This is a genomic window from Sinomonas gamaensis, assembly GCF_005876955.1.
GTDB classification, from domain to species: domain Bacteria; phylum Actinomycetota; class Actinomycetes; order Actinomycetales; family Micrococcaceae; genus Sinomonas; species Sinomonas gamaensis.
Genome location: NZ_SSCL01000020.1, coordinates 12,722 through 38,677, shown reverse-complemented (window position 1 = coordinate 38,677; position 25,956 = coordinate 12,722). Strand labels below are relative to the sequence as shown.

The 25,956-nt window shown below is 67.7% G+C and carries 31 protein-coding genes; 11 read left to right on the top strand and 20 right to left on the bottom strand.

The annotated features are described in order from the left end of the window. Window positions 1-987: an aldo/keto reductase gene (locus tag E5679_RS18940; RefSeq protein WP_138418805.1), complete on the top strand. Its 987-nt coding sequence runs from the start codon at window positions 1-3 to the stop codon at window positions 985-987. On the opposite strand, the gene E5679_RS18935 is transcribed toward E5679_RS18940, so the two are convergent. Further along, window positions 972-1,838, bottom strand: a complete 867-nt coding sequence (locus E5679_RS18935; RefSeq protein WP_138418803.1) for an MBL fold metallo-hydrolase — start codon at window positions 1,836-1,838, stop codon at window positions 972-974. The genes E5679_RS18940 and E5679_RS18935 overlap by 16 nt on opposite strands. Window positions 1,839-1,952: 114 nt before the next feature. Continuing rightward, complete coding sequence (locus tag E5679_RS18930) at window positions 1,953-2,936, bottom strand: aldo/keto reductase (protein WP_138418801.1); 984 nt, start codon at window positions 2,934-2,936, stop codon at window positions 1,953-1,955. Between the two features lie 295 nt (window positions 2,937-3,231). Here E5679_RS18930 and E5679_RS18925 point away from each other — a divergent pair, with 295 nt between their 5' ends. The 5 genes from E5679_RS18925 (at window position 3,232) to E5679_RS18905 (ending at window position 8,556) form a co-directional block, all read left to right on the top strand. Continuing rightward, window positions 3,232-5,178 (top strand): beta-glucoside-specific PTS transporter subunit IIABC, encoded by a 1,947-nt coding sequence (locus tag E5679_RS18925; protein ID WP_138418799.1) that lies wholly within the window; start codon window positions 3,232-3,234, stop codon window positions 5,176-5,178. A 27-nt stretch (window positions 5,179-5,205) separates the two neighbouring features. Next, window positions 5,206-6,624 (top strand): glycoside hydrolase family 1 protein, encoded by a 1,419-nt coding sequence (locus tag E5679_RS18920; RefSeq protein ID WP_138418798.1) that lies wholly within the window; start codon window positions 5,206-5,208, stop codon window positions 6,622-6,624. An 87-nt stretch (window positions 6,625-6,711) separates the two neighbouring features. Further along, on the top strand, window positions 6,712-7,560 hold the full coding sequence (locus E5679_RS18915) for a PRD domain-containing protein (RefSeq protein ID WP_138418796.1): 849 nt from the start codon (window positions 6,712-6,714) through the stop codon (window positions 7,558-7,560). Window positions 7,561-7,663: 103 nt separating this feature from the next. Beyond that, the gene (locus E5679_RS18910) at window positions 7,664-7,942 is read left to right on the top strand and encodes an HPr family phosphocarrier protein (RefSeq protein WP_138418794.1); all 279 of its coding nucleotides are present in this window, start codon (window positions 7,664-7,666) and stop codon (window positions 7,940-7,942) included. Window positions 7,943-8,250: 308 nt separating this feature from the next. Continuing rightward, a complete protein-coding gene (locus tag E5679_RS18905; protein WP_138418792.1) occupies window positions 8,251-8,556 on the top strand; it encodes a hypothetical protein in 306 nt (101 codons plus the stop codon). 38 nt (window positions 8,557-8,594) lie between these two features. Here the strand turns inward: E5679_RS18905 and E5679_RS18900 are convergent, their stop codons facing one another. Continuing rightward, complete coding sequence (locus tag E5679_RS18900) at window positions 8,595-8,825, bottom strand: hypothetical protein (protein ID WP_138418791.1); 231 nt, start codon at window positions 8,823-8,825, stop codon at window positions 8,595-8,597. A 179-nt stretch (window positions 8,826-9,004) separates the two neighbouring features. On the opposite strand from E5679_RS18900, the gene E5679_RS18895 reads away from it, so the two are divergent. Together E5679_RS18895 and E5679_RS18890 are read left to right on the top strand one after the other, a co-directional pair. After that, window positions 9,005-9,496 (top strand): hypothetical protein, encoded by a 492-nt coding sequence (locus tag E5679_RS18895; RefSeq protein ID WP_138418789.1) that lies wholly within the window; start codon window positions 9,005-9,007, stop codon window positions 9,494-9,496. Next, complete coding sequence (locus E5679_RS18890; protein WP_138418787.1) at window positions 9,496-9,717, top strand: hypothetical protein; 222 nt, start codon at window positions 9,496-9,498, stop codon at window positions 9,715-9,717. Before E5679_RS18895 ends, E5679_RS18890 begins: the two co-directional genes overlap by 1 nt. A gap of 591 nt (window positions 9,718-10,308) precedes the next feature. Here E5679_RS18890 and E5679_RS18885 read toward each other — a convergent pair. The 7 genes from E5679_RS18885 to E5679_RS20990 form a co-directional block, all read right to left on the bottom strand. Then, window positions 10,309-10,962, bottom strand: coding sequence for a GNAT family N-acetyltransferase (locus E5679_RS18885; protein WP_138418785.1), 654 nt, complete (start codon window positions 10,960-10,962; stop codon window positions 10,309-10,311). 45 nt (window positions 10,963-11,007) lie between these two features. Beyond that, the gene (locus E5679_RS18880) at window positions 11,008-11,253 is read right to left on the bottom strand and encodes a hypothetical protein (RefSeq protein WP_171042471.1); all 246 of its coding nucleotides are present in this window, start codon (window positions 11,251-11,253) and stop codon (window positions 11,008-11,010) included. Window positions 11,254-11,362: 109 nt separating this feature from the next. Then, on the bottom strand, window positions 11,363-11,620 hold the full coding sequence (locus tag E5679_RS18875) for a hypothetical protein (protein WP_138418781.1): 258 nt from the start codon (window positions 11,618-11,620) through the stop codon (window positions 11,363-11,365). A gap of 482 nt (window positions 11,621-12,102) precedes the next feature. After that, entirely contained in the window at window positions 12,103-12,342 is a 240-nt protein-coding gene (locus tag E5679_RS18870; RefSeq protein ID WP_171042470.1) for a hypothetical protein, read from the bottom strand. Between the two features lie 817 nt (window positions 12,343-13,159). Next, complete coding sequence (locus E5679_RS18865; RefSeq protein WP_138418777.1) at window positions 13,160-13,459, bottom strand: hypothetical protein; 300 nt, start codon at window positions 13,457-13,459, stop codon at window positions 13,160-13,162. A 257-nt stretch (window positions 13,460-13,716) separates the two neighbouring features. Continuing rightward, a complete protein-coding gene (locus tag E5679_RS18860) occupies window positions 13,717-14,460 on the bottom strand; it encodes a nucleotide-binding protein (RefSeq protein WP_171042469.1) in 744 nt (247 codons plus the stop codon). Further along, window positions 14,402-14,842, bottom strand: a complete 441-nt coding sequence (locus tag E5679_RS20990; RefSeq protein WP_171042468.1) for a hypothetical protein — start codon at window positions 14,840-14,842, stop codon at window positions 14,402-14,404. The genes E5679_RS18860 and E5679_RS20990 overlap by 59 nt, the downstream gene beginning before the upstream one ends. A gap of 874 nt (window positions 14,843-15,716) precedes the next feature. Between E5679_RS20990 and E5679_RS18855 the strand changes: the two genes are divergently transcribed. After that, on the top strand, window positions 15,717-16,151 hold the full coding sequence (locus E5679_RS18855) for a hypothetical protein (RefSeq protein WP_138418773.1): 435 nt from the start codon (window positions 15,717-15,719) through the stop codon (window positions 16,149-16,151). Between the two features lie 34 nt (window positions 16,152-16,185). Here the strand turns inward: E5679_RS18855 and E5679_RS18850 are convergent, their stop codons facing one another. The 7 genes from E5679_RS18850 to E5679_RS18820 form a co-directional block, all read right to left on the bottom strand. Further along, a complete protein-coding gene (locus E5679_RS18850) occupies window positions 16,186-16,728 on the bottom strand; it encodes a sugar O-acetyltransferase (protein ID WP_138418771.1) in 543 nt (180 codons plus the stop codon). Between the two features lie 45 nt (window positions 16,729-16,773). Continuing rightward, window positions 16,774-17,085 carry a hypothetical protein gene (locus tag E5679_RS18845; protein ID WP_138418769.1) on the bottom strand — a complete coding sequence of 104 codons (312 nt, stop codon included), beginning with the start codon at window positions 17,083-17,085 and terminating at the stop codon, window positions 16,774-16,776. After that, window positions 17,082-17,333, bottom strand: coding sequence for a hypothetical protein (locus E5679_RS18840; RefSeq protein WP_171042467.1), 252 nt, complete (start codon window positions 17,331-17,333; stop codon window positions 17,082-17,084). The genes E5679_RS18845 and E5679_RS18840 overlap by 4 nt, the downstream gene beginning before the upstream one ends. Before the next feature lie 71 nt (window positions 17,334-17,404). Then, window positions 17,405-17,617, bottom strand: coding sequence for a hypothetical protein (locus E5679_RS18835; protein WP_138418766.1), 213 nt, complete (start codon window positions 17,615-17,617; stop codon window positions 17,405-17,407). Between the two features lie 101 nt (window positions 17,618-17,718). Further along, window positions 17,719-18,051 carry a hypothetical protein gene (locus E5679_RS18830; protein ID WP_171042466.1) on the bottom strand — a complete coding sequence of 111 codons (333 nt, stop codon included), beginning with the start codon at window positions 18,049-18,051 and terminating at the stop codon, window positions 17,719-17,721. Between the two features lie 190 nt (window positions 18,052-18,241). Further along, on the bottom strand, window positions 18,242-18,754 hold the full coding sequence (locus E5679_RS18825) for a hypothetical protein (protein WP_138418762.1): 513 nt from the start codon (window positions 18,752-18,754) through the stop codon (window positions 18,242-18,244). Next, window positions 18,657-21,365, bottom strand: a complete 2,709-nt coding sequence (locus tag E5679_RS18820) for a hypothetical protein (protein ID WP_138418760.1) — start codon at window positions 21,363-21,365, stop codon at window positions 18,657-18,659. Before E5679_RS18820 ends, E5679_RS18825 begins: the two co-directional genes overlap by 98 nt. A 670-nt stretch (window positions 21,366-22,035) precedes the next feature. On the opposite strand from E5679_RS18820, the gene E5679_RS18810 reads away from it, so the two are divergent. Further along, on the top strand, window positions 22,036-22,398 hold the full coding sequence (locus tag E5679_RS18810; protein ID WP_338055928.1) for a PD-(D/E)XK nuclease family protein: 363 nt from the start codon (window positions 22,036-22,038) through the stop codon (window positions 22,396-22,398). A gap of 226 nt (window positions 22,399-22,624) precedes the next feature. Here E5679_RS18810 and E5679_RS18805 read toward each other — a convergent pair whose 3' ends face one another. Beyond that, window positions 22,625-23,086: a hypothetical protein gene (locus E5679_RS18805; protein WP_138418754.1), complete on the bottom strand. Its 462-nt coding sequence runs from the start codon at window positions 23,084-23,086 to the stop codon at window positions 22,625-22,627. Between the two features lie 149 nt (window positions 23,087-23,235). Here E5679_RS18805 and E5679_RS18800 point away from each other — a divergent pair, with 149 nt between their 5' ends. Further along, window positions 23,236-23,691, top strand: coding sequence for a hypothetical protein (locus tag E5679_RS18800; protein WP_138418752.1), 456 nt, complete (start codon window positions 23,236-23,238; stop codon window positions 23,689-23,691). 40 nt (window positions 23,692-23,731) lie between these two features. On the opposite strand, the gene E5679_RS18795 is transcribed toward E5679_RS18800, so the two are convergent. Both E5679_RS18795 and E5679_RS18790 read right to left on the bottom strand, forming a co-directional pair. After that, window positions 23,732-25,210: a hypothetical protein gene (locus E5679_RS18795; protein WP_138418750.1), complete on the bottom strand. Its 1,479-nt coding sequence runs from the start codon at window positions 25,208-25,210 to the stop codon at window positions 23,732-23,734. Window positions 25,211-25,255: 45 nt separating this feature from the next. Further along, the gene (locus E5679_RS18790; RefSeq protein WP_138418748.1) at window positions 25,256-25,915 is read right to left on the bottom strand and encodes a DUF3841 domain-containing protein; all 660 of its coding nucleotides are present in this window, start codon (window positions 25,913-25,915) and stop codon (window positions 25,256-25,258) included. Window positions 25,916-25,956 lie beyond the last annotated feature (41 nt).

Sequence of the window (25,956 nt, the reverse complement as noted above, 5' to 3'; positions counted from 1 at the left end):
ATGCACACCAGAACACTTGGCCAAGGCTTGGAGGTCTCCGCGGTCGGGCTCGGCGCGATGGGCATGTCCCAGAGCTACGGACCGAACCCCGGCACCCGCGAGGACATGATCGCCGTGCTGCGCTCGGCCCCAGATGCCGGCGTGACCTTCTACGACACCGCTGAGGTCTACGGCCCGTACGCGAACGAAGAGCTCGTGGGGGAGGCCCTCGAGCCCATCCGGGACCAGATCGTGATCGCCACGAAGTTCGGATGGGCCATCCGAGGCGGCCAGAGCGTCGGACTGGACAGCCGCCCCGAGCAGATCCGCCGCGTCGCCGAGGCGTCCCTGAAGCGGCTGCGCACCGACGTGATCGACCTGTTCTACCAGCACCGGGTCGACCCCGAGGTGCCGATCGAGGACGTCGCGGGGACCGTCGGCGAACTCATCGCCGAGGGCAAGGTCAGGCACTTCGGCCTGTCCGAGGCCTCCGCGACGACCATCCGCAGGGCGCACGCCGTGCACCCGGTCACCGCCGTGCAGAGCGAGTACTCGCTGTGGACCCGGGATCCCGAGGCCGAGGTGCTGCCGACCCTGGCCGAGCTGGGAATCGGGTTCGTCCCCTTCAGCCCGCTCGGCAAAGGGTTCCTCACCGGCACCGTGGACACGTCCACGCACTTCGCCGAGGGCGACATCCGCAACCGCGTCCCACGCTTCCAGGCAGAGAACCTCGCCGCGAACCAGGCCCTCGTCGAGCACGTGAAGGCCCTCGCCGAGGCCAAGGGCACCACGCCCGGGCAGATCGCCCTGGCCTGGCTGCTCGCCCAGCAGCGGTGGATCGTGCCTATCCCCGGCACCCGGCGCACCAGCCGCATCCAGGAGAACGCTGCCGCGACCGCACTCGCCCTCTCCGCCGACGAGGTGTCGGACCTTGATGGCCTCGCCCAGCGGGTCGGCGTCAGCGGCGACCGCTACAACGCCCAGCACATGGCCTACGTCAACCGCTGACCCGGGCCGCCGCCGACCGGACCGGGCACGAGGTGGAAGGGCTCCCCGGGCGCCAGCACCCGGATCCGCTCGGGGTTCACCACTACGTCCCTGAGCGCGTCCGGGTCGGCGTTGAACGGGGCGAACTCGGGGGAGTCCACCGAGCCCCAGTGGTGCAGGAGAAGCTCCGCGTGCGGGTAGGCGTTGGCCATCTCGACCGCGCCGGCGAAGCCGAAATGCCACTCACTGTCGGAGAAGTCGAACAGCATCGCATCCGGCGAGGGCCTGGTCAGGTGGTGCTCCCGGATCAGCCGCGAGTCGCCCGGGGCCCAGACCGTCCCGTCCGGCGTCTCGATCCAGAACCCGCAGCAGTCCTCGTCCCGGAACACGCGCCGGCCCGGTCGGGGGTCCGCGTTCTGCCAGGCGTGGTCGGCGGGGGTGAGCGTCACCCTGACGTCTCCGACGGCGAACCCCTCGCCGATGCCGTGGCCCTCCGCAGGCATGCCCGCCTCCTGCATCAGCCCGGCGACGTAGTGCGTGGAGTGGAATCGCCGCGTCGCCGGGCTCAGCGCGGCGCAGGTGGAGACGCTGTAGTGGTCGTTGTCCGCGTGGGTGACCAGGACCGCGTCGAGCCGGGGGACCTCTGATGCCCGTATGGGGAAGTCGATGAGCACGGGCATGTCGAAGTCCTGGAGCAGGGGGTCGACCGCGAGCAGGGTACCGCGCGAGTTGATGAGGAATCCCGCCATGCCGAGCCAATGCAGGACGGTGCCGCCCCGGGCCTCGAATGCCTCGGGCGGGATCGGCACGGTCTCGGGTGCCATCGCCTGCCCGCGCGGGCTGCGCCGGATCGGCGCCTGGGAAGCGTCCATCGTTTTCTCCTTCGAAGCAATCGATGTCAGGGGCCCTGACCGAGGGACCGTTCAGCGTCTTACAGCGGGGTCGAGGCCGGGGTCCGGTGCTGCCGTGCTCGGTCCCTGTAGGCGCTACCAGGCGTAGGCCTGGGGGGCGTGGCCTGGGCCGGGCCAAATTCCGTCCAGCCGGGACAGGGCCACCTCGTCGAGGGCGATCGAAGGTGTGCGCAGGCTGGCCTCGAGCTGCTCCGGGGTGCGGGAACCGACGATGACCGAGCTGACGGCACGCTGGTGCAACAGCCAGGCCAGCGCGACGTCGGCCGGGGCCTGCCCCAGCTCACGGCAGAACGCCTCGTAGGCCTCCAGCTGGGCGCGGTTCTGCTGGGTCCTCTCCTGCATCTCCGGCGCGGACCGGCGACCCACCGTGGCCTTCTCCAGGGCCCCGGCGAGCAGGCCGCCGCCGAGCGGTCCGTAGGGGAGGAGCCCGATCCCGAAGTGCTCCAGGGCCGGTATGACCTCGAGCTCGAGCATGCGGTTGCTGAGGTTGTAGACGCTCTGCTCGGAGACCAGGCCGAGGAACTGGCGGCCCTGCGCGGCCGACTGAGCCGTGGCGATGTCCCAGCCGGCGAAGTTGCTGGAGCCGACATAGGTGACCTTCCCCTCCCGCACCAGCTGTTCCATCGCCTGCCAGACCTCCTCCCACGGGGTGGCCCGATCCACATGGTGCATCTGATAGAGGTCGATGTGCTCGGTCTGCAGCCGGCGCAGGCTGGCCTCGCAGGCCCGCTTGATGTGGAACGCGGACAGGCGGCGGTCATTCGGGCCGAGCCCCATCGGCTGGTAGGCCTTGGTGGCCAGGACGACCTCGTCGCGCACACCCGTCCGCTTGAGCCACCGGCCGATGATCTCCTCTGAGATCCCGTACCCCTGCCTCATGTCCGGGGACTGCGGGCCGCCGTACACGTGGGCGGTGTCGATCAGGTTGATGACTGCTTCCGCCGCGGCGTCCAGCACCGCGACGCTGGCGCCCTCATCGGTCACCATCCCGAAGTTCATCGTGCCCAGACTCAGCCGGCTCACCAGCAGCCCGGACCTGCCCAAGTGCGCATACTCCATGCCCTCCACCCTAGGAACCTGCCCTACGCGGACGGAAGGCCCTGCCAGTGCACCCCTGAGGCGAGACGCATTTGACGTGACCGGCATCACCTGCCACAATCGGTTCTGGTTCTTTCGAGACCTGGGTATGTAACTCGCTGCGGGCGAGGCAAGGCTCAAGCTCTTCGACCGTCATCGGTCAACCGGCTTGGGCCTTTTCTGCGCCCGGGAGTGCAGCCCGCGCTCTCCCACAGGAACCCCTAGCCGCGTTGCTTCACCTGACTGCCGCGGGCAGTTCTGAGAACGCGAGGAAATCATGAGCAGGCAATATGCTCCCCTGGCCGCGGAGATCGTGCGGCTCGTTGGCGGGAGGGCCAACATCAGTGAGTACTACCACTGCCAGACCCGGCTCCGCTTCGTCCTGAAGGACGAATCGGCCGTCGCCGTGGACGAACTGAACGCCACGGACGGGATAGCCAAAACCCTCTCCAAGGGCGGGGTGTTCCAGGTGGTCGTGGGAATGCACGTCAAGGACGTCTTCGACGAGGTGGAGCGCGAGCTCGGCAGCCTCGCCACCCCTTCGGCCGACGGCGGCACCGCCAAGGTCAAGAAGCGGACGAACGTCGGCAGTGCGGTGATCGAGTTCGTCTCCAGCGTCTTCCAGCCGCTCATCCCGGCCCTCTCGGGCGCGGGCATGGTCAAGGCGCTCCTGGCGCTGCTGGTGGTGCTGAAGGTGGTGAGCACCGGCTCGCAGACCTACGCCCTGGTGAACCTCTTCGCCGACGCTGTGTTCTACTTCCTGCCGGTGCTCCTGGCCTTCAGCGCAGCGCAGAAGCTGAAGATCAGCCCCATCCTCGCCGCCGCCGTGGCGGCGATGATGCTGCACCCCAACTGGGTGGCGCTGGTGGGCAAGAAGGACCCAGTCACGTTCTTCGACATCCTTCCGTTCCCGCTGGTGAACTACTCCGGGGCGGTCATCCCGATCATCCTGGTGATCTTCGCCCAGTACTACGTGGAGCGGGCCCTGACGCGGGTGATCCCGAAGTCGGTGAACCTGGTGTTCGTGCCCATGCTGACCTTCCTGATCATGGGCACGCTCGCCCTCGGCGTCCTGGGCCCGATCGGCAGCATCCTCAGCGGCTACCTGGGCTCCTTCTTCTCCTTCCTGAGCACCAACGCGGCCTGGGCGCCGGCCCTCCTGGTCGGCGCCACGCTGCCGGTGATGGTCATGTTCGGCCTGCACAACGGCATCGCCCCGCTCGGCGTGGTCCAGCTGGCCCAGACCGGCAAGGAGAGCATCTTCGGCCCCGGCGCCCTGGTCTCCAACATCGCCATGGGCGCCGCCTCCCTCGTGGTGGCCTTCCGCACCCGCGACCGCAAGACCCGCCAGATCGCCACCGCCGGCGGCATCACCGGCCTGATGGGGATCACCGAGCCGATCCTCTACGGCATCGCCCTGCCCAAGCGCTACCCGCTGATCGCGGCCATGATCGGCGGCGGCGCCGGCGGCCTCTACGCGGGCCTGACCCAGACCCACCGCTTCGCCACCGGCTCCTCCGGCCTGCCCGCCGTGCTGCTGTACATCGGCGACAACTCGCTGCAGAACATGGTCAACATCATCATCGCCCTGGTGATCTCCGCCGCCGTCTCCGCCGCGCTGACGTTCCTCCTGTCCTTCCGCTTCGAAAAGCCCGCCGCGGAGGCCGCCGCAGCCGAGGCCGACGCCTCGCTGCCCTCCGGCCCGCGCGCCACCGCCTCCGAGGCCGCCGCCGGAGGGGAGGGCCGCGTGGCCACCCTGGTCCGCACCGAGACCGTGGAGCTCGCCGCGCCCTGCGCCGGCACCGTGGTGCCACTGTCCGAGGTCGCGGACCCGGTGTTCGCCTCCGGCGCCATGGGCCCGGGCATCGCCGTGGAGCCGGTCGAGAGCGTGATCGCCTCCCCGGTCAGCGGCACCGTGGCAGTGGCCATGAGCACCGGCCACGCCTTCGGCATCAAGACCGAGGACGGCGCCGAGGTGCTGGTCCACGTCGGCATCGACACCGTGACCATGAAGGGCGAGGGCTTCCACGGGGCGCTGGCCAAGGGCGCCCGCGTCGAGGCCGGCCAGCCGCTCGTCACCGCGGACCTGGAGGCGATCAGGGCCGCCGGCCACCCTGCCACCGTCCTCGTCGTGGTGACCAACGGCCCCAAGGACGCCCCGGTCGAACAGCTTCAGGCCGGGACGGTCGCGGCGGGCTCGGCGATCGCCGCCGTCGGGCGCTGATCCGGGACCCGGGAAAGGAACAGCAGAATGCAGCACGAGCAGCTGGCCGCGTTCCCCGAGGACTTCCTCTGGGGCGCCTCCACCTCCGCCTACCAGGCCGAGGGCGCCTGGGACGCCGACGGCAAGGGACCCTCCGTGGTGGACCTCCACCTCCACCGCCCCGAGGGGGTCACGGACTTCACCGTCGCAGCTGACCACTACCACCGCTTCCGGGAGGACGTGGAGCTCTTCGCCGAACTCGGGCTCACGGCCTACCGCTTCTCCATCGCCTGGACCCGGATCGTCCCCGACGGCGACGGCGAGGTGAACCCGGCCGGTGTCGCCCACTACCACCGGGTGATCGACGCGCTCCTGGCCCGGGGCATCGAGCCGGTGGTGACGATGTACCACTTCGACCTCCCCGCCGCGCTGGACGCCAAGGGGGGCTGGTCCGAGCGCTCCACGATCGAGGCGTTCGAACGCTACGCCCGGATCCTGTTCCAGGAGTACGGGTCCAAGGTGAAGCACTGGCTGACCATCAACGAGCAGAACATGATGATCCTGCACGGGAAGGCGATAGGCACCACCGGCCGCAGCGGCCAGGTGGAGGGCCGCGAGCTGTACCAGCAGAACCACCACATGTTCCTCGCCCAGGCGAAGGCGATGGCGCTCTGCCACCAGCTGCTGCCGGGGGCGAAGATCGGACCGGCACCGAACATCGTCTCGGTCTACCCGGCCACCTGCGCCCCCGAGGACGTGGTGGCCGCCGACGACTGGGACGCCATCCGCAACCTGCTCTACCTGGACCTCGCCGTGCGCGGGTCCTACCACCCCCTGGCCTGGGTCTACCTGAAGGCCAAGGGATGGGAGCCGGAGATCCTGGACGGGGACCTGGAACTGCTGGCCGAGGCGAAGCCGGACTTCCTGGCGTTCAACTACTACTCCACCCAGACCGTCGGGGCCTCCCGCGGGGACGCCTCGGACATCCAGGTCCGCGGCGGGGACCAGCAGGTCGTGCGCGGGGAAATCGGACTCTACCGGGCCGTGAAGAACGAGCACCTGCCGGTGAACGCCTTCGGCTGGGAGATCGACCCCGTGGGCTTCCGCACCACCATGCGGCGACTCTGGGACCGGTACCGGCTGCCCCTGATCATCACCGAGAACGGGCTCGGCGCCTTCGACGAGCTGGTGGACGGCCGGGTGCACGACGACTACCGCATCGAGTTCCTCAAGCTCCACCTCGAGCAGATCCAGCTGGCCATCAGCGACGGCGTGGAGGTGTTCGGGTACTGCCCCTGGACGGCCATCGACCTGGTCTCCACCCACCAGGGCGTCTCCAAGCGCTACGGCTTCATCTACGTCGACCGCACGGAGGATGACCTGAAGCAGCTGGCCCGGGTGCGCAAGGACAGCTTCTTCTGGTATCAGGATGTCATCGCCTCGGGCGGTGACTCGCTCTCCTCGTGAGGGCAGGGCCCGCGCTGCGGGCACCGGTGGCGCGGGGTTCGGCCCCGCGCCGCCGCCGTGGATTTTCGAAGGAAGGAAAGGTGAGTCGTGCAGGTCAAGCGCGTGCTCAACAACAACGCGGTGCTCGCGGTCGACGACGACAGCCGGGACCTCGTGGTGATCGGACGCGGCCTCGGCCACGGCCGCAAGCCCGGCGACGAGGTCCTCCGCGAAGCCGCGGACCAGGTCTTCGTCGCCGCGGAGAATGCCAACCTGGAACGGCTCTCCCGATTCCTGGACGACATCCCCCTGGAGTGCCTGAAGGCCGCGGGCGAAGTCGCCGCCCTCGCCGGGGAACGGCTGGGACTGCGCGTCAGCCAGGCCCTGGTCGTGCCGCTGGCGGACCACCTCGGCTTCGCCGTCGAACGCCAGCAGGAGGGCATCCCGGCGCAGTTCCCGCTCGCCTGGGAGGTCTCCCAGCTCTACCCCAAGGAGCTCGCCACCGGGCGCGAGGCACTCGAGCTCATCGCCGCATCCCTCGGCGTACGCCTGCACCCCGACGAGGCCGTCGCGCTGGCCATGCACTTCGTCAACGCCCAGTTCGCCACCCCCGGGGTGGACAAGGCCATGCAGATGACCGAGGTGATCGCACAGGCGTTCGCCCTCGTCGACAGGACTTTCGGGATCACCGTGGACCAGCAGTCCATGAACGCGGCCCGCTTCGTGACCCACCTGCGCTACCTCTTCAGCCGGGTCGCATCCGGGAAGCAGATCTCAGAGGAATCCACCGTCCTGGTCGATGCCATCACCGAAAGCCGCCCGGAAGCGGTCGTGTGCGCGGCGAAGATCCAGTACCTGCTGGAGATGGGCCTGGACGCCTCTCTCACCCGGGACGAAGTGGCCTACCTTGCGCTGCACGTGGCCCGGCTGGTGGCGGACGTGAGCGCCATGAGCTGACCCCCGCCCGCATCGCCAAGACCCGTCGGCCAAGCCGAATTCTAGGTCTTTTTTCGCGATCCTCAAGCCGTTCCGCGGATCCAACAATCACAAGGAGAACCCCATGCCCGAACGCACCGCCGTAGTCGCCAGCGCCTCCGGCCTGCACGCACGACCCGCCGCGATCTTCGCCGAAGCCGCCGCCGAGCTCGACCTCGAGGTGACCATCGCCATGCACGGCGCACCAGAGGATGAGGCCCTCGACGCCTCCAGCATCCTCTCCCTCATGACGCTTGGCGCCGGCAACGGCGACAAGGTGGTGCTGCGCGCCGAAGGGCCTGGAGCCGAAGACGCCTTAGCAAGGCTCGCCGCACTCGTCGAGAGCGACCTGGACGCCTCCTAAACGCTGGAGGAGGAGTCCCCCCTCGGCGAGCACCGTCTCATCTCCGCGCAGGGCTCGAGAGCGAGAAAAGGACCATCTTCGATGGCAGAACTGCGCCGCTAGTGGGCGCCCGCAGCCGCGGCATAACGGGGTTCACAACTTGGTCACAAGGACCAAGTAGCTTGGCAATCTACATGAGTACTGGGGGTAGGGGCCTGGTAGAAGTCGAGTACCCGGCACTCATGACCGGCGGGGAGAGCAACCGGCAGAGTTGATGTGGGCGACACGGGCCGGGCACCACGGTGATGGCTGGAGATAAGGGGGGCGCAATGGATGAGCGGTTCTATCAGGACCTCGCGCGCCAGATGTCGGGGATGACCCCCGGCGAGGGCCGACGGGCCGATCTGCCGTTCCTGTCGATGGTCCAGCACGTGCGCGCCTTCGGCCAAGCCACCGGGAGGTTCCCCGACGGCCAATCGTCCGATCGGCACGAGGCGCTGCTGGGGCAGTGGCTCCAGCAGCAGCGGGAGATTGCGGCCAGGGGAATGCTCGGGCGCACCCTCCAGTCGTTCGCCGACGCGGCATTTGGGCGGGGCTGGGCAGCTGCGGCTACGCACGACCCTCGCTACACCTGAGGACGAATCCCCTTCCTGCTGGGGCCCCGGGGCTGGCCTCAGCCTCGGTTCCGGCGCCGGCTGCGGTGCACCATGAACAGGACGGCTGCGACGCCGACGGCGATCGCCGCGGGCAGACCGAGCGAGCCCATGATGCGCCAGAGGGCGGCGTGCGCGACCCAGCGGGCGATCATGTCGAAGACGCCGGACGAGGTGTCGTGCGATGCCTGCGAGACGAGGTGCGCGACGGAGGCCGTGGCGAGGTCCAGATGGGAGGTCAGCTTCTGCATGGAAACCATGTGTGCGGACCCAAGCAGTGACGTGCCCGGTCCGTGGTGCGATTCGACGACGACGACGACGACGAGAATGGCCTGCCGTCGTGCTCGCTGCTACAGATATTGTCCAATCGGTCCAATTCGAGCTACGCTCACGAACTTCACAACGTGGGTCTTCTCTGGGGGAGTGGAAGATGAAGTGGCAGGTGCTATCGGCGGCACTGATCATCCTCGCAGGCCTGTCCTCAGTCTCAGCGTCTGCCCCAGGAGGACACCAGATCACAGTACCCACTGACATCGTGCCCGCGATGGCCTCAGCCCAGCAGCCATCGGACCGGTTGCCGCCTTCAGCGGCGAAGACCTTTGGGGCTGTAGGCGTAGACCTCGGAAGCTCCCGGTTCCTCGGCAGCGGCAGCGCATTCGAATACTTCGCGCTCGTCAAGGGCAGCGACTTGATCTGTGTGGCTGCAGTTGATTCAGGCGGCAGGGGCCAGCAGATGGGGTGCGCCTCCATGAACACCTTCGGCTCGTACGGACTGCGGTCCGGTGCAAGGGTCGGGAACTCTGACCGAACCGAAGAGGCTTGGCTGGTCGTGCCGAACACCACCCCGCTCTCCCTGAGCAACGATGCCTCGGGCAACTGGGTGCGAAAGGCGAGCAACTTCTTCGTCAAGGAATCCAACTGATGGACAAGCCAAAGCAAAGGCTGGCGAACGAGAACCCGAGGTGGACCCTCAATATCCTGTGGGCAGTCGCTTCGGGAGTCTTTGTCGCCTTGATGACAACGCCGCTAGGCGATCCGCACCTCGCCGGTTCCATCGCGATCTTTGTCGTCGTGTTCGTCATCGTTGAATTCGGCCGCCTCCTGTACGTCCGCGCACGCCAAGATCGGGACGGCACAACATAGACAAGAGGCGGCGAGTCCTCAGGCCCGTGCGGCCTCCATCGCCGCTGCTACACCCCGACCGTCGTGCATTCCGGACCCCCTTTCCCTCGATGACGAGAAGCTGTCCCGTGCGGCGGCGTACGACTGGCGCCCGATCCAGGGAGAGGGCATAGGACGATCGGCGCTTTCCCTGTCCCCGCTGATCTTTGCGCCGGACGATCTCTGGCGGGTCAAATCGAACGGTCCGGGTGGAGAATATTTAGAACGCTCCCTCGAGCAGTGGGGCGGCGCGGCTTGGACGCCCATAGGCCAGAGAAGATCGATGGGCAGAAAGGGCTGGCCGCTATGCCCCCCGGAACCCACCGCACTTCCCGATCGCGAGATCGCCATTCCAAAGCCGCGCCTGCCGGCGACGGAGAAGGCCCGGAACCTGGCTCGCCATCAGAGCCGGCACTGGCGAGAACAGGTTCCCAGCAGTGGGGAAGGCTCGTGCGGGATCTGGAACATGCCGGGCTGAGCGAGAAGGAGGCGCGGGCAGAAGCGCACAGGCTTCTGGCCGGGGACATCTGGTGCGGATGAGTCTGACCCCCCAGGGGTGAGCGGCATGATGTTCTACCTGACGCCGAGGAAGGCCGCTGCGGCCTCGTGCCCCTCGACTTCGAGCTCCCAGTCGGGGCGGCGGAACCGCTCCTTGGGGAGCCGATACCGGACCTCGCGTTCGACGACGCCCAGCGAGTTCTTCAGGCGGCCCTCGCCGTTCGGCTCGTAACCGAGTGCAGAGCTGACCCCAATGGACGGTGAGTTCCAGTCGTAGGTGCTCGTCATGGCGAGGTCGGCGCCGAGATGATCGAACGCCCACACGAGGACGGCGGCGCGCATCTCCTTGCCCAGCCCTTGGCCTTGCGCACTGCGGCGCAGCCATGAGCCGGTGCTGATGGTCCGGAGGGCGGGGAAATCCTTGGCGGCGACATCCTGGCTGCCGAGGAACTCGCCGTCGCGGGTGGATACGCCGAACATGATGACCCAGGAGCTGGGGCTGGCCTGGATGCGGTGCTCCCAGATCCAGCGGGCGCTGTTCGAGGCCATGTCGGGCGCGTGGGCCCAGTCGGCGGGGAAGGGGATGTGCCCGTCGCGGTTCTCGTAGATGCCCGAGGCGGCGGCCTCGACGAAGGCCGGGATGTCGTCGTCGCGGATGGGGCGGAGAACCAGCCGCGGTGTGGTCAGGCGGAGACCATAGGCGGGCCAGAGGGTCTCGAGGGACTCCATGCAGTCACGCTAGCGCCTGGCGATGGGCGCGCGCGGAGGTCAGGGTCAGGCGGCGCGTCCGAAGAGCCGGTCGATCTCTGCCTTGGCGATCGCCTGGATCTCGGGGCGAGTTGAGCGGGGCAGCTCCGGCAGCGGCCGGTTTCGCTCTTCGGGCGACATGAATTGCCGTTCCTCGTAGTAGCGCATGAGCCCGAGACCGAACCCGGAGCCGTGGCCGGATTCAGTGCCGTCCAGGCGGTCCCCCTGCTGCACGCTCTGGCTGTAGCCGTGGTCTCTGCTCTCGACCGCCATCTCCGGTGCCTCCTTCATTCGTTGGTGTTACCCATGTGTGCGGGAGAGGCAACCTCCGGCGACGCGACAACGGCTTCCCGAACGGCAGCCGTGTGCGTCGCCGAGATGGTCAGCGGCGGCGGGTCCAGCCCCTTGCTGCTAGGCGGGGTCGCCGGGAACCGAGCCGCTGTGCAGGGCGGCGCCGTGGCGACAGCGATCGTGACGACAGGGACTCGACGATGTTCGCCTCGAGGTCTTCCGAGAGGGCGATGAAGAACTTCAGGATCTTGTTGATGAACACGCCGACCGCGACGGAACCCAGGACGCCCATGGCCACCCCGGAAGGGTTGCCGGCGATCTGCTCTACCAGGGATTTGAGTTGGTCCATCGTGCTCCTTCGGGGTTCGGTTCAGGAGCCCATGTGCGCGGACGGCGGGGATGCCGTTCCCTGGGTCAGGCGGCGTCGAACTGCTCGACCTCGGGCCCGCCTGTGATGAACCGGCCGCGCGGGACTTCGGTGCGTTCGGTGACGAGCTCGGCGCGACGGGCAAGGGCATCCTAGCGGGCGCGGTAGGCGGCGACCCGGACGACGACGAACAGGGCGGCGAAGATCGCCACCGTGATGAGGGCGGCGACGGCGTAGCTCGGGTTGAAAGGCACGGCGGATTCCTCACGAAGCACGGGGACGGCGGTCAGCCCCCGGCCATGCGTAGGCTGACCTGCCACTCTCAGGCCGCGTCGAGGGCGCGCTTCCGGATTAGCTTCTCGATAGCCGCCCGGTCATCGGCGCTGGGAGCATCGATGCGCGGGTCGAAGTAACCGAGCCGCCCCGTGCATGCCTAGAGGGCAGGTGCCGGAGTTGCGAGCTCCCTAATAGCGAGTGGGGTCAGGCACGAGCGCCCCCACCATTGCGTCCGCGACTTGGGGTGCCAGCGGCGACTGGACAATCCAGCCTGGACCATAGACGACAGGAGTCCTGTCCCCGGTTTCCTTCGCCAGATCCTCGTTGTTCGCAAGCCACCGATCGACCTTGCTTGGAACGTCGAAGAAGTACAGGTGGGTGCCCGAACCGCAGTCGCCGCCCTCCAGAGGGAGGGCGTTCGGACTCATTTCCACTCTCGTCATATTTGGGCACACTCCCCCAGCAGCAACGAAGCGACTCTTCAACGAAGGCAGGTTGACGACCCTGATGTCCATCGGGTTCGGCTTCGTAGGTGATGGACTCGATGCGGATGTAGCAGTTGCGGACGGAGAGGCCGCGGTCTTTCCGGCTGAAGAAGGGGCCGATGCGGTCGGAGGGTTTCCAGATGTCGCTGAATTGCCAGTTTGGCCGCAGCCGGCCAAGAGCAGGACGGCCCCTACCGCTGCGCCGGCCACCTGGAGGGTCTTCATCCGCCTGCTGCCCCTTTAGTTCACTCGTACATTGTGCATGTTCAAGCTATCGCTTCGATTGCTGTGACCGATGGGCACGACACGCCTCGAAGGACCGCCTCGGTGAGCCGCCTGGCTGATGGTCCGCCGTTCCTCGGCGACGGGGGTATCCAACGTTCTGCCCACCGTGCGTGCAGTGCGGCGAAGGCGATCGCGTCGGCCTTCATCTCGGCCTCGTAGTCGCTGCGGAGGACAGGGACAGCCGATGGGCCGCAGCCGCGCATGTTCTGTCCGCCGCCGATGTGCTTGGACTCCCCGCCGGCCAGGTCGCACGGGCAACCGCACCGCCGGCAGATCCAGTCGTGCTCAGATGACCTCTTCCGCGCCACGCGGTTCTCCTTCCGTCGGTCTGTATGGGGCCGCTCCGGGCGGAACCGTCTCAGCAGCGTAGGGAGTGCCGAATTCTGCCACCGTGGCAGATTCCGGCTCGCACCCAGAAGGGTGCCTTCACCAGTAGAGGGGGGATGAGGCAGTTGCCTCTTGCGCGACCCCGTCTTCAGGCTGGCGGTTCCTTGCCGAGGGCGATGCAGGCGCACCCGATCGCCCACCTCGCCGCGAAGCTGTGCCTGCCGAACGCCCGGGCCTCGACCCGGCGCACCTCCTCGATGTCCACCGGAGGGAGCCCGATGCGGACGCGCTCGGCGTTCACCGCCTCGTGCATGACCTCCCGCTCATGCGACACCCACCCGGGCAGGCCGTCCACGAACTCCTGCCGCGCCGGCCGCTCGAGCACGGCCTTCTCCAGCGCCCGCATGAAGTCCGAGCAGATGTCCTGGATGCTCCGGGTCTCGGTCAAAGAACGCCTTTATCCGGGTCGAGTGGGTTATTGGATGAGTGGATTCGCATAGACTGTGGACGTTGCGTTACAGGTTGTGGGCCCCGCCCTGGAGGCGGTTTGGGCGCCATGCCCTTGGCCAACTGACAACCCAGGGGCGCAGCCGAGGCACGGCCGCCCTTCGGGGGCTCTCGGTGGAGCCCGAGTTGGAGTGCCGTCCCCCTGCGGGGCAACGCCGCAACGGCAAGTTTCGCAGGGGGACACGCTCGGCAGCAGGCTCAGAAGGGCGATTCGGTCACCGGTCGCCGCACGCTGTGATTCACTCGCAGGCCCGCGGCTCGAAGCTCAGCGGCAAAGCGCCGAAGTTCGACGCGAGTGAGCTCGGGCTGGCCTTTTGTCAGAGTGTGCGTCTTGCCCCTAGGGGAACGCAGGCGCAGGGTTGTTGCACTATTGGCCTTCACCACCCAACCCTGAGCCACAGCATTTGCGCAGACGATGGCGAGTTCCTGTTCCAGAGCGGCGTTCGGGGCGTTACGAGCGCTTGGCTCGTCTATCCGATTCACACGGCCGAGACTCCGGATCCTTTCTTCGATCTGAAGGGCGGCTGCAGTTACTGCAGCGCGGGTGTTCTCGCCGGCCGGGGGGTGATAGGCCAGACGTGTCAGTCCCAGGACATCGGTTGGCAATTTCAGCTCCCCTGTGGCTAGTAGGTAGACCCGTTCTCGCCCGAGGACCCCAGCGAACAGTCCGAACTCCAGGATGATGTTGTCACGAGCGGACGGTGTGGTGACACCGCGGCTGACGGTCGTGTCGTCGGGAGTGGCAACCAGAACCGCGAAGTCGACGCTTGCAGCGATTCGCAGGAGCGAGTCGAGTGTGTATCCGGATGGCTCGAAGACGTTCTGGTCCCAGCGTTCGACCTCGCAGCTGCCGGCTAATTCCGTCTGCAGGTGGCGGGCAAGGTCACGCCCCTCCGAAGAGGATCCGATAAACAGGCGTGCGGGCGATGAGGGAACGGTCATGAGAACAACCGTATGTGCACTTTGGACCATGTCTGCGACTGCGGCATCCACGGTCCGTCGGGTCGTGGACATGCGAATCTGGGCGGGTGTCGGCCAGGGGTGGCGGACGATTCGGTAGGCCATAGCGCTGTGCGGCGACGAGCCCGGCGGGCAGCGCAGCCGTCTTGGCGGCGTCGTAACGGGCGATGCCGTCGACGATCCCGTACAGCGCCACGAGGTACTGGTGTGCGTACTCTTTCACATCCCAGTCCTCGGGGCTCCAGAACTCGCACCCCTTGTGGCCGAACTCGTACGCCGAGCGGATCGCCTCGTTCTCCTCGGTGTAGTCCTCGAACTTGGTCCAGAACCTCTTCGCGGATCGCCTGCCACACGTCGATTGCATCTGAGCCGAGCCGGTCCCGGCGGTCCCAGAACTGCTGGACGACCTCTGCCCGGAATTTCTCCGGGGAGAAGCCGCGGTGCTTGGTGTAGGCGTCGTCCGCGACCAGCTTCTGCGACCAGTAGTCGGGGTTGATGGTCTTGGTGCGCTGGAGCCGGAAGAACTCGAACATGTCCTCGCACCTGGCGAAAATCCAAGAGCCCCAGTCGCCACGGTACGTGAGCTGACCCGGCGTGGTGATCAGGTCGTACCAGTAGAGGCCGGAGCCGGGGGACCGGAACGAGAGGTGCCGGTAGGGGCCCTGTTCGAGCTTGATCTCCATCCGGTTGCCGTCGCAGTCGGTGCGGAAGGTGTGCAGTGCGCGCTCAGCCGGCGTCCTGGTCGTCTTCAGCATGGGACGTAATGTGTGCGGACATCTCCGCCGTCGTCGACACCCGTCTGGGGCCGTGACCGACGTTTTGGGCCGAAATCGGGGTTTTCGGGGGTTTTTTGACCGACATGACCGACGTTGACCAACACCGTTGGTCGGGCTCGATCCCAGTCGGCAGTAGGGCGAGAGGCCGAGTGACCAACTGACTAACAAGAAAGGTATCCGTCATAAGGAGATAGATATAGATAAGTGGGCCTCCGGTTCCGGAGAACATATACACCCCTCCCCTATATAGGTCCTATGTTCCGGAGTCCCCATGTTGGTCAGAGACCGAAAACGGGCCCGGATCCCAGTAATGGCGCGGATTTTCGATGACCGACGCTGTCGGTCAACGTCGGTCAGCGTCGGTCATGTCGGTCAAGAGCCGGTTTTGACGCCGATCCGGGTGTTGAACGCGTTCGGCGACCCGATGCCGGCGGGTCCGCTCCGGGCCGCACACAGACGGGCATGAGCACGATCCCTGTGAACCGCCAGCCCGCGGGCCGTCCCACCGGCGGCCAGTTCGCCCCCGTGGAGCACCGCGAGCCGGAGGTGTCCCTCGCTGCAGACCCGCTTGCCAGATTCCCCCACCCGGACCCGAAGTACCCTCACCCGATGGGCGCCTGGCCCGCGGGGGTCGAGCTGCCCGTCTCGGCGGTGCTCGGCGTGGCGGATGTGGACAGCACCCCGGCGCATGTGCGTGACCCGCAGCTGGAGACCACGGGGGAGTTCCCCGAGGCGGTCCTCGCGATGCCGAACGGGGCGAGGGTGCGTGCGCGTCTCCTGCCCGGGGACGCCTCGGTGGAGTGGGAAGGCGACTGGGAGGCCTACGCCCCTGAGGGCAGCGACGAGCGCGACGAGATCGGCGACGTCGCCCTCGAGTACGCGACCCAGTCCCGCTAGGAGCCGCCGACCGGGAAGGCCTGCGGCTGCGGGCTCACCACTGACGGCGTACGGAGGCCTTGGTGCCGGTCACGAGGGTGGCAGCTGGGACGTCGTCGGCCACGACAGAGCCGGCGGCGATCACGGAGTCCCGGCCGATGGTGACGCCGGGCAGGATTGTCGCACCGGCGCCGATCCAGACGTTCTCTTCGATGTCGATGGGGGCACCGGTCAGCCAGACTCTGCGCTCCTCTGGGTCGACGGGGTGGCCGCTGGTGATGAAGGTGGCCTTGGGGCCGATCATCACCCTCTTGGCGATGCGGATTCCGGCGTAGTCCAGGAACGTGCAGCCCTGGTTGATGAAGACCCGTTCGGCGAGGTCGAGGTTGAGGCCGTGGTCGGTGTAGAAGGGCGGGTAGATCGTGGCCTTCTCCGGCAGGGGCCGGCCCAGGATCTGCTCGAGCAGTTCGGCTTTGCCCGCTTCGTCCTCAAAGGGCAGGACGTTGAGCCGGGAGGTCAGTGCGGTGACCTGCAGGACCCTTTCGCTCATCGCCTTGAACTCGGGGCTGTGGATGCGCATGAAGCGGTCGCGGGACATCCCAGAATCCTCTCTCAGGCCGTGCAGGGGTTCGAGCGGACACGCTCAGGCGGCGCGGGTGCCCAAGACGCGTGCGGCGGACTCGATCCGGGTTGCGCGGCGGGAGATCGCCTCGGACACGAGCATGAGCTCATGCCACCGCGGGGAGCGGGACTCGACGGACCGGATCAGGGATGCGACGGCCCTCTCGGCAGCGTCGGCCGTCGCAGCGGCCTTCTCCGCCTCCCGCACTGTGGCCGGGTCCCCGAGGCCGAGCAGTGTCTCGATCAGCCCGTGGAGGGCCCCGTCGGGGTCGACGACGGCCAGAACCTGGGCGAGGGTGAGCTCGCGGCGGATGGGATGGACGGTGGCGCTCATGATGGATCTCCCTGCTCTGGATCAGTTACCCGCTGTGGCGACTCGGTCACGGAATGCTCCTCGGCTGACCCGAGGCACCGGAGGAGGAAGTCGGCCATCTGCAGGTCTTCCATGTCGGTGAGCTTCTCGGGCAGGAGCTCGATGAGCTCGTCGACGATCGCCGCCTTGCGTTCAGTCGTGGCGACTGAGGCGAGGGAGCCCAGCGCTGTCTTGTGGTCGAACTGTCCCGGGTACGCATCGAACATCATGGGCACCCATGTGTGCGGCTTGCGCTCGTCCTGACGCCCGGCCGCACACCGGGGGGCCAAGGCTGTCAGGCTCATCGTCGACCAGGTCGGGGGAGGCCAACACCCAGCTCGGAAAGGTCACCCACCTCCGGCTCGGCGGCCCCTACCGCGACGGCGCCCCGCCCCTCATCGTGGACGTCGCCGAGATCGCAGAGCCGATGGGGCCTCTCCCGCTCCACCATCCGCACCCACATCCGCGAGATCAAGGCCATGGCCGTGCGGATCGTCTCCAAGGAGTTCGGCATCACCGAAGCAGACGCCGCCTGAAAGGCCCCGCTGGGGGAGTGTTCACACTAAGGGAGGCCCGGGACTGTCTTGGTCCGGGCCTCCTGCCTGTTCTCGAGTCCTAGTCCAGATACGTGACGTTTGGCGCCGCGGCCAGCGTGCCCCTGGAGTAGGGGGATTCGGTCACGGCCGATCCCCGGCCGACCCGTATGCGGTAGGTGCCGTCCATGTCGGGCACCCGGGAAGCTGTGAACGGAAGGTTGCATCGATGCTGGGCGTCGATCGTGCCCTCCATGGCGACCGTCGCCGTGACACTGTCCCCGGAGGGGGCCAGGACCACTAGGCCTCCATCGTGGATCCAGGCCGCGGCTTGGCTGAGCCGGCACGCCTTCCCGGAGGAGGCAGCGAAGGCAGCGCCTTCGGCTTTGCCTGAAATTGAGAGGGTTCCGGCCACCGTCATGGCCTTCGCCGCCGCTTTCGCTGTCCCCGCGTCAGAAGGTGCTCCCTGGCACCCAGCAAGGGCTAGCAAGGAAGCGGCCAAAGTCGCTGCAGTCCCCCACCTGTTCATGGACATATGGAATCACGCAAATGGGACGGCGAAGGGCCCGGACGCCTTGTCCGGGCCCTCTGTCCAGCCGCCTCGGTCAGGCGGCGAGGTCCTGCTCGTCGTCTTCGAGCTCGGCGTGGATGCGGCCGCCGCTGAACAGCGTGTCCAGGCTCACCGGGATGCCCCTCAGGTCGATGTTCCCGAACCGGTACCGGTAGGTCGCCAGCTCCCGGCCCCCGCGGCCCTTCTCCCGGCGCACGGGCATGGCGTGCCCCTCGTCCCAGACAGCCATCCACGCCGACGCGGCACCCTGTCCCGGCGGGATCAGGTCGGGGTAGGCGCGGCGGGCGGCGTTGAACGCCGTCTCCCTGGAGAACAGGACTGCGTCGTGGTCCATGATCTTCACCAGGAACCCGACGCTCTCCCCGCCGGGGCGCAGGGAGCCGTCCGAGCCGCCCGCGATCCAGCCGAGCTGGTTGTTCGTCAGGGCCTGCCGGGCGACCTCCTGCTCGTCAGAGCCCAGGAACGGGGCCCGCGAGGGGTCCTCGACCGCGACCACGTGCGCCCGCCCGGACTGGAGCAGGTTCTTCAGCGCCCTCACCAGCGACATGCCCGGGGCAGCCTCCCGGTTCTCCTCGTGGGTCTCCATGGCGTTCTGCACCACCGGCAGGCCCATCTGATCCACCGAGAGCCGGTCGACCAGAACCTGCTCGACCCCGGCGCGGATCGCCATCTCCTGCAGCAGCGGCAGCACCGAGAGGACGTCGCCCATCAGGTTCGAGGTGCGCTCGATCTTGGACCGCTCCGCGCCGGCGGCCTCCATGAGCCGCTTGACGTCCTCCTTCGCGCCCTCGTGGAACTGGGCGAGGACCTCCTCGAAGTATCCAGCCCAGCGGGAAGGGTACTCGCGTCCGCGGTGCTGGATCCACTGAATCAGGTGCGCGGTGAGCCGGGGCCGGGACACCGTCCTTGCCGAGCTGGACGAGCGCGTCGGTGACCTCGGTCGACGGCGACAGGGCGCCCTCGCCGATCGCGACAGGGATGGTGCGTTCCATGGCCGAAGCGGTCGCGAGCCGGTTCTCGGCCGTGACGATCAGCTGCGCCATCGGGCGGTTCTGGGCGCGGGCGGTCATGTCCGCGTTCATGCGGCCCTTGCCGGAGTCGTTGAACACCGCCCGAATCAGGTCCTCCAGCTTGGAGGCGCCTGCGTCCGCGGCCCGCTGCGACGTCGACGGGGCGAGGTCGTCGACCACCCAGATCGGGGCCATGGAGACGGCCTTCTCCATATACGCGGCCGTGTCCGAGGCCGAGCCGGGGAGCTTGTCGATCCAGTCCCGACCGGGGGAGGCGGCCCAGAACTGCATGCACCGGTGGGCAGTAAAGGACTTGCCCTTACCCTTCGGGCCCCAGAAGTAGCCGGTCGAGTTCGGGCGGATGGGCAGGACGGGACGCAGGCCCATGCACATCACGAGCACACCCGTGGCCGGGTCGGTCCAGGCGCCCGAGTCGACGTAGTGGGCGACGACCTCGCGGATGTCCGCTGCGACCATGTCCCGGTAGGTCTGGCTGTCCCAGTCCGCGACCGGGATGTCCTCCCCGACGCCGAAGGAGGTGGAGACCGGCATGACGCCGGGGGTGACGCCCGCTTCGGCGGTCTTGCGGAACTGCTCGCCGCCGCCGACGATCGTCTGGCCTGCGATGAAGACCGGGTCGCCGCCCTCGACGGGAACCCACCCCATCTGCATCCATCTCGTCCTCAGAACGCGATCATCGAGCCGGTTGGCCTTCACCGCGCGCAGCCACTGATCACCCCGGTGACCCTTCGGAGACCAGTCGGGGTTGGCGAGCAGCGTGTGCGACGGCATGGTCGCCTTGGCCCGCACCCAGTCCTGGGGGTGGGTGGCGAGCAGGAAGGCCGGGCCGCTGGCGGTGGCCCTGATCGCCTCTCCGAGCCTGTCCTTCCACGCGACCTCGATCTCGACCCTGGACTCCTCCATCTCGTCAGGGGAGACGTCGGAGTTGAACACGAGAGATCTTGTCTCTTCTTCCGTGGGCCTGCGGCGGTCCTCGATGACCTTGATCCGGCCGCCGAGGTCCACCACCGTCTTCCAGTACCCCTGCCCATCTTCCCCGGCGGAGTATTCCTCGGTGCGCAGCCCGTCCTCGGAGATGCGCACGTCCCCGGGCTTGTAGTCGGAGGGCATCTGGCCGATGTCGGTGATGCAGGTGCCCATCAGGGCCGGCCACCCGCCGGGGGTCTGGGCGAGGAAGTCGTCCACGCCGGGCTTCTTCTCATCGACGACGTCCGGGTCCAGGAACCGGACGGATGAGACGCCCTTGCCCTTGAGGAACGTCTCCATGCCCTTCGCGGCCCGCCACACGTGCGGGTTCTCCTTGAAGTCGGCGTCGTAGGCGACGATCGCAGCCCGGTTCTTCAGCAGGATGGAGCGCCAGTCGACCGGGTTCTGCCGGTCGTTGTAGATGCCGCCGATGTTGAAGATGAACACCCGGTCCTTCTCCGGGATGGCGTCCATAAGGGCGCGCATCCTCTCGCGGGCCTCCGCGAGGGGGCCGGTGAAGGCGAGGTCGTCCCAGCTGGCCCCGTGCTGCTTCAGGTACGCGGACAGGGCGGAGTCGCCCTTGAGGAGGCCTTCGGCGATCATCAGGGTCGGGGCGCCGTCGATCCAGTCGGTCGGGACGGCGGGATGCACGTCCAGCGGGGTCCCGACCTGGGAGACGAACTCGTACTTGACCGGCTTGCCCTTGTCGTTGTTCTCGGGCAGGCCAGGGCGAAGCTGGTGTGTGAAGGGGACGAGCGGGGCGTTCTTGGCCTGGTTGGCTGCGATGTCGTTCACGCTGTACCAGGGCATGAGCATCCCGTCGCGGCCGGGGAGGCCCATGGTGCGCTTCATCCGCTGGCCCTGCTTGGAGTTGAGGCGGACGCCCATGTCCTTGACGGTGCCGAAGTTGTCCTCGTCGATGCGGGAGTAGCCGCGGGCGGCTGCGACGAGCGGGGCGACGGCCGAGTCGGCCAGCTTGTAGGCGCCGCTGCCAATGATGGTCCCGGTGTAGTCGTCCGGGGCCCAGGCGGGGAGGTCGCGCTGCCCGGCGGGAGCGCTTGCGGCGAATTTGGCGATGAACGCCTCCGCCGCCTCGTCCAGGGTCTGCTCGTCGCTGCTGTTCTCGGGCGCGTCCTGCGCGCCGTTGTGCTCGATGGTCATGCCAGGTCTATGCACGGGGTCGGAGCACGGGTGCGGGTCGGTGAGCGGCTCTGGCCGGCGATGGTGGCCGAAATCGTGGTTTTCGGGGGTTTTTTGACCGACGTGACCGACGTTGACCAACAGCGTTGGTCGGGCTAGATCCCAGTCGGCAGTAGGGCGAGAACCCGAGTGACCAGCTGACTAACAAGAAAGGTATACGTCATGAAGAGATAGATATAGATAAGTGGGCCTCCGGTTTCGAAGAAACCTATATCTCCTCTCTATATGGGTCCTATGTTCCGGAGTCCCCATGTTGGTCAGAGACCGAAAACGGGCTCGGATCCCAGTGATGGCGCGGATTTTCCGTGACCAACGGCGTCGGTCAACGTCGGTCGCGTCGGTCAAAGGCGGCCTCACCAACCGGGGGCCCTGCTCCGGGTGCTGAGCCGACGGCCGTCGGGCGAGTGCTGGCATAGGCACACCATGACCACGACCACTGCACCGTGATCGCCGGCATCGCCGAGTGGGACGGCAGCACCCCTGAAGGTCACCGACCAGGCGACCCTCGCCGCCATGCGGCGGCCCGCCCTGTCCCCCTCGACGTCGAAGTCCTTCCAAGGCTGCGCCGCACGCTGAGTGGGGGAGCGTCTCACCCGGGAGCGCGAGGTCGAGAACCCCTTCGACCACACCCCTGGGCACCGCCGCGCACTCCGTCCTGGAGGACCTGTTCGCCCTCCCGGCCAAGGACCGCACCATGGAGCGGGCCTACAAGATCCTCCTGGCCAAGGCCGACGCCCAGTGGGCGGCAACCGGCGGGGAGAGCCGGCAGGAGCTCAAGGAGCTCGCCGCCCAGCGAGCCGAGTGGATCGCCGTGGCAAAGCACTGCTACGAAGTCCTGTGGAAGACCGAGGACCCCGCCCACGTGCTCCTGAAGGGCCTCGAGGACAAGCTCGAGGGGATCTCCGTCGCCGGGGTGCCCATGATCGGGTGCATCGACCGGGTCGAAGCGGCCCAGGGGTTCGGCCCGACGCGATCCGGCTTGACGACGCAATAGCTGCGCATCCCCGATCAAGCGGAGGCATTCCTTGCCCGCCGGGCCGCCCGGCACGTATCTCTGGAGGTCTCATGACGCTTTGGCGGATCGCCGCACACAGGACCATCACCAGCAACGAACCCACCTGCACCACCCGAGAAGAAGGATCGACCGTGCCCTGCCTACGATCCCCCACCACAGGGGCCGTCCGCGCACCTCTCGCGGCCTTCCGCACTTCTGTCCGGGCTCACGGCCACGTCAGCGAGACAGCCACCCCGGCCCACGGGAAGTTCACGCCGATCGACCACGATGACGCCCTAAGGGACTGGGCCGCCAGCTTCAACGGTGTCAGCAGGATCCCGGCGATCTTCTGGAGGACACCGGCGACCCTTTTGCTCCACCCTGCGAGGCCGCCCCGCATGGGGCTGTTTGGGCCATAGATGCGGGCGGCGGCGTACGAGGCGAGGGCGGCCCATGCATGCACGGCCGCCAGCAGGTCTTCCGCTTCAGAGGCGGACAGCTCGCGCGCCCCTGTCGCGACGGAACGATCAGTGCGCACATCTTCAGAACATGAGCTGCTCACCATCTCCAGGGTTCCGGTGAGGGCCTCCTCGCCGCTCGCGTCGACGACGTCTGGCCGCATCCCGTCGACCAGCGGCCTGACCTCGGAGGCCACCCGTGTACGCAGCTCTTCCGAGGGACCTTCCATCGTGCACCTCCTTCGCCACGCGGAGAGTGTCCTCCCGGCGGGACCAGTTGGTCGAGACCCGGATCGGTCTGGTGGCCGACTTCGGGCCGCCTACGCATGGCCGGTGTCATGGAAGGCACCACGCACCGGGACCAAGGAGGGGCAAGGCAATGGGCGGCGAATGGGACACCGCGCAGAGGATCGCGCAGTTCCGCGACCGCAACGGCCGCTGGCCAAGCCCGGCGACCGGTACCGAGGAGGAGCGCAGCCTGGGCCTGTGGCTGCGGCTCCAGCGCCTCGCCCTGGCGCGCGGGACGATCGACCCGTTCCGGGCCGTCTGCCTGAACATGGTCCTGAACGGCTGGGCCCCCGGACCCGAGGAGGCCTGGCTGGAGCACGCACGCGAGGCGTCCTCGTTCATGCTCTCCACCAGCCGGCACCCCGACCCCGAATCCACAGACCCCGGCGAGCTGTCCGTGGCGATGTGGCTGGGGATGCAGCGCACCCGGGAGCGGCTCGGCCGCCTCGAACCGGGCCGGCGCCAGTGGCTCGACGGGCATTGCCCGCTGTGGCGGGGCGACGGTGCCGACGGCGCCGAGTCGCCAAAGGTTGGGCATGCCGAATAGGGTCGGCCACGTAAGGACCGGCCGTCCAAGCTTGGCTGGGCTAGTCGAGAGGCGCCCATTCGGGCATCGAGCCCGTGTACAGCCTCGCCACCCCGTTCAAACCCTCGATCGCGTCCGAGACAGACTGGCTCTCCAGCGTCTGCAGGATCATGTCCCCGAGCTGGCCCTCGTCCGTCCTCTGCTCGAGGTAGTCCCTCGCCTCCTCGGCCTTGCCTGCGACGACATCGGCAGCGAGGTGGACCATCTGGTGCAGGTGGCCGATCGCATGGCGAAGATGGTCGTGGCATTCCTCGGGGAAGCCCTTGAGGAGCTCGGGGTACGCCGGGTCCGCGAGGTGTGCGGGCCCGCTCGCGTTGCCGACTGCCAGCCAGTGCTCCGGCTCGGAGTCGGGGTCCTTCAGATGCCAGTAGACCTTCAGCTCCACGTTCTCGCCCGGCCTGCCGAGATGCGTGGTGCCTGCGATGTTCAACTCCCCGTACGGGCCTTCCTGGAGGGTCACGCCGCCGAACAGCGGGAGCTTGCAGTGCTCGGCGAACGCCTCTGCTGAGTCCCTCCAGTCCTCGAAGACCTCGTCCTCGAAATCGAGGTCCTGATCCTCGTCGTCCGGGTCTTCGATCGCCGCTGCCGCGTACCCTGTGAGGCTCCCTGCCACGCGCGTCTTGGTTTCCAGGACGGTGCCGGCGAACAGCAGCAGGGCCAGGAAATGGATGTCGCACAGGTCGCTGATCGCCTCGGCAAGGAGGCGCCGTACCCCCTCGTCGGGGTGCCACTTCGGGTTAGGGGCCTCCGCCTCCGGGTCGTACTGGTGGGCGTTGCCGTTGACGCTGACCCAGATGCTGTCTTCGTCGGGGTTAGTCCACACCTTCAGGGCAGACTCGTCCCCGTCTGCCGTGTCGAGGATGCCGTGGGTGGCGAGCTCGGAGGGGAGGTCGTGGTTGTACTCGAAGGAGACGTGGGTGCAGATGCCGGTCGCGCAGAGGAGCTGGATCTCTTCGACGATCGAGGCGCCCCGCTCTTCGGCCGCCTCGTCTGAGACGTCTGACAGACCCGAGTCGAACCCGTCGACGACCGCCTCGTTGAGCTGCTGGAGGCTGCGGTCCCGCTCCACGCCGTGTAGGCCGAGATGGGTGGGTTCGGCGAGCTCGAAGATCAGGGTCATCGGCACGAGCGCCCGCCGGATCCCCTCTGCCGTCCCCGAGTCGGGAAGCTCTAGGCCATACGAAGGCGGCTCGGGGGTCAGGCGGTAGACATGCTCTGGCTTCGCCTTCCCCTGATCGATGTGCGAGCCGATGAGGAGGCACAGCCCTGCTGCTTCTCCGGTGGGCCTCCAGAGCGTGAGCTCGAGGTCGTCTCCGGATTCGGCGGGGAGCCAGCCGTCCACCGAAAGGACGCCGTCCGGGTCATCGAAGAGCGGCTGGACCTCGAGTTCGTCGAAGACCTCGCTGGCGACGGCGGACAGCGCCCGGATCTTCGCATAGATGGGGTGGTCTGGTGCATGGGCCTTGCTGAGGTGCTCCAACGCGGTGTTCCTTGCAGCAGCCGGCAGTCCGCCCAGACTATCGGCTCATCCGTCCAGGCGGACGGCATCGACTACGTCCTCGGCCAGCAGTTCGTGCACGGTGGCCTGCCAATAGCTGCGCCGACTGTAGTTGGCCGGGTCGAAGATCTCTTCCCAACTCGTCTCGATCTCCTCCCGGAGCTCGGACGGCCAGGTTGTCACCATCTGGAGGTCGCATCCTGCGGCCCGGACCCGACCATAGAAGTCGACGAGCTCGGCGTAGAGCCGAGCGCCGAAGGCGTCCTCCGTCTCGCCGGGGAGGCCGAGGATGTTGGGCATCGAGTTGAGGACCTGGTGCCAGTCGTCGTACTGGGACAGCAGGACCCGCTCCCGGGGGATCCTGCAGGTCAGGAGCACCTGGCCGTCGGAGTAGCGGATGTTGTGGATGAGGTCGTCCCGGCGGATCTTTGCCCACAGCCACACCATGCCGTTCCCGCGGGTGGGGAGGCGCTTCTCCATGTGGCCGAGCAGCCAAGCGTAGGCGTCGTCGTAGCCTTCCATCGCCCGGGCAGGGTCGGGGATCAGGCGGCCGGTGTCGAGGAGCTCCAGGAGGGCCTCCTCGGTCTGGACGGTGTGGAGGAGCAGGACGGGTGCGGTGGTGTCGTAGCCGATGCGTCCGGGCAGGACGGCGTCGCCCCGGCGGGCGGTGCGGATGGGGAAGGTCACGCCCTCATGATGCCCACCCGCACCGACACCCGAGTTGTCTC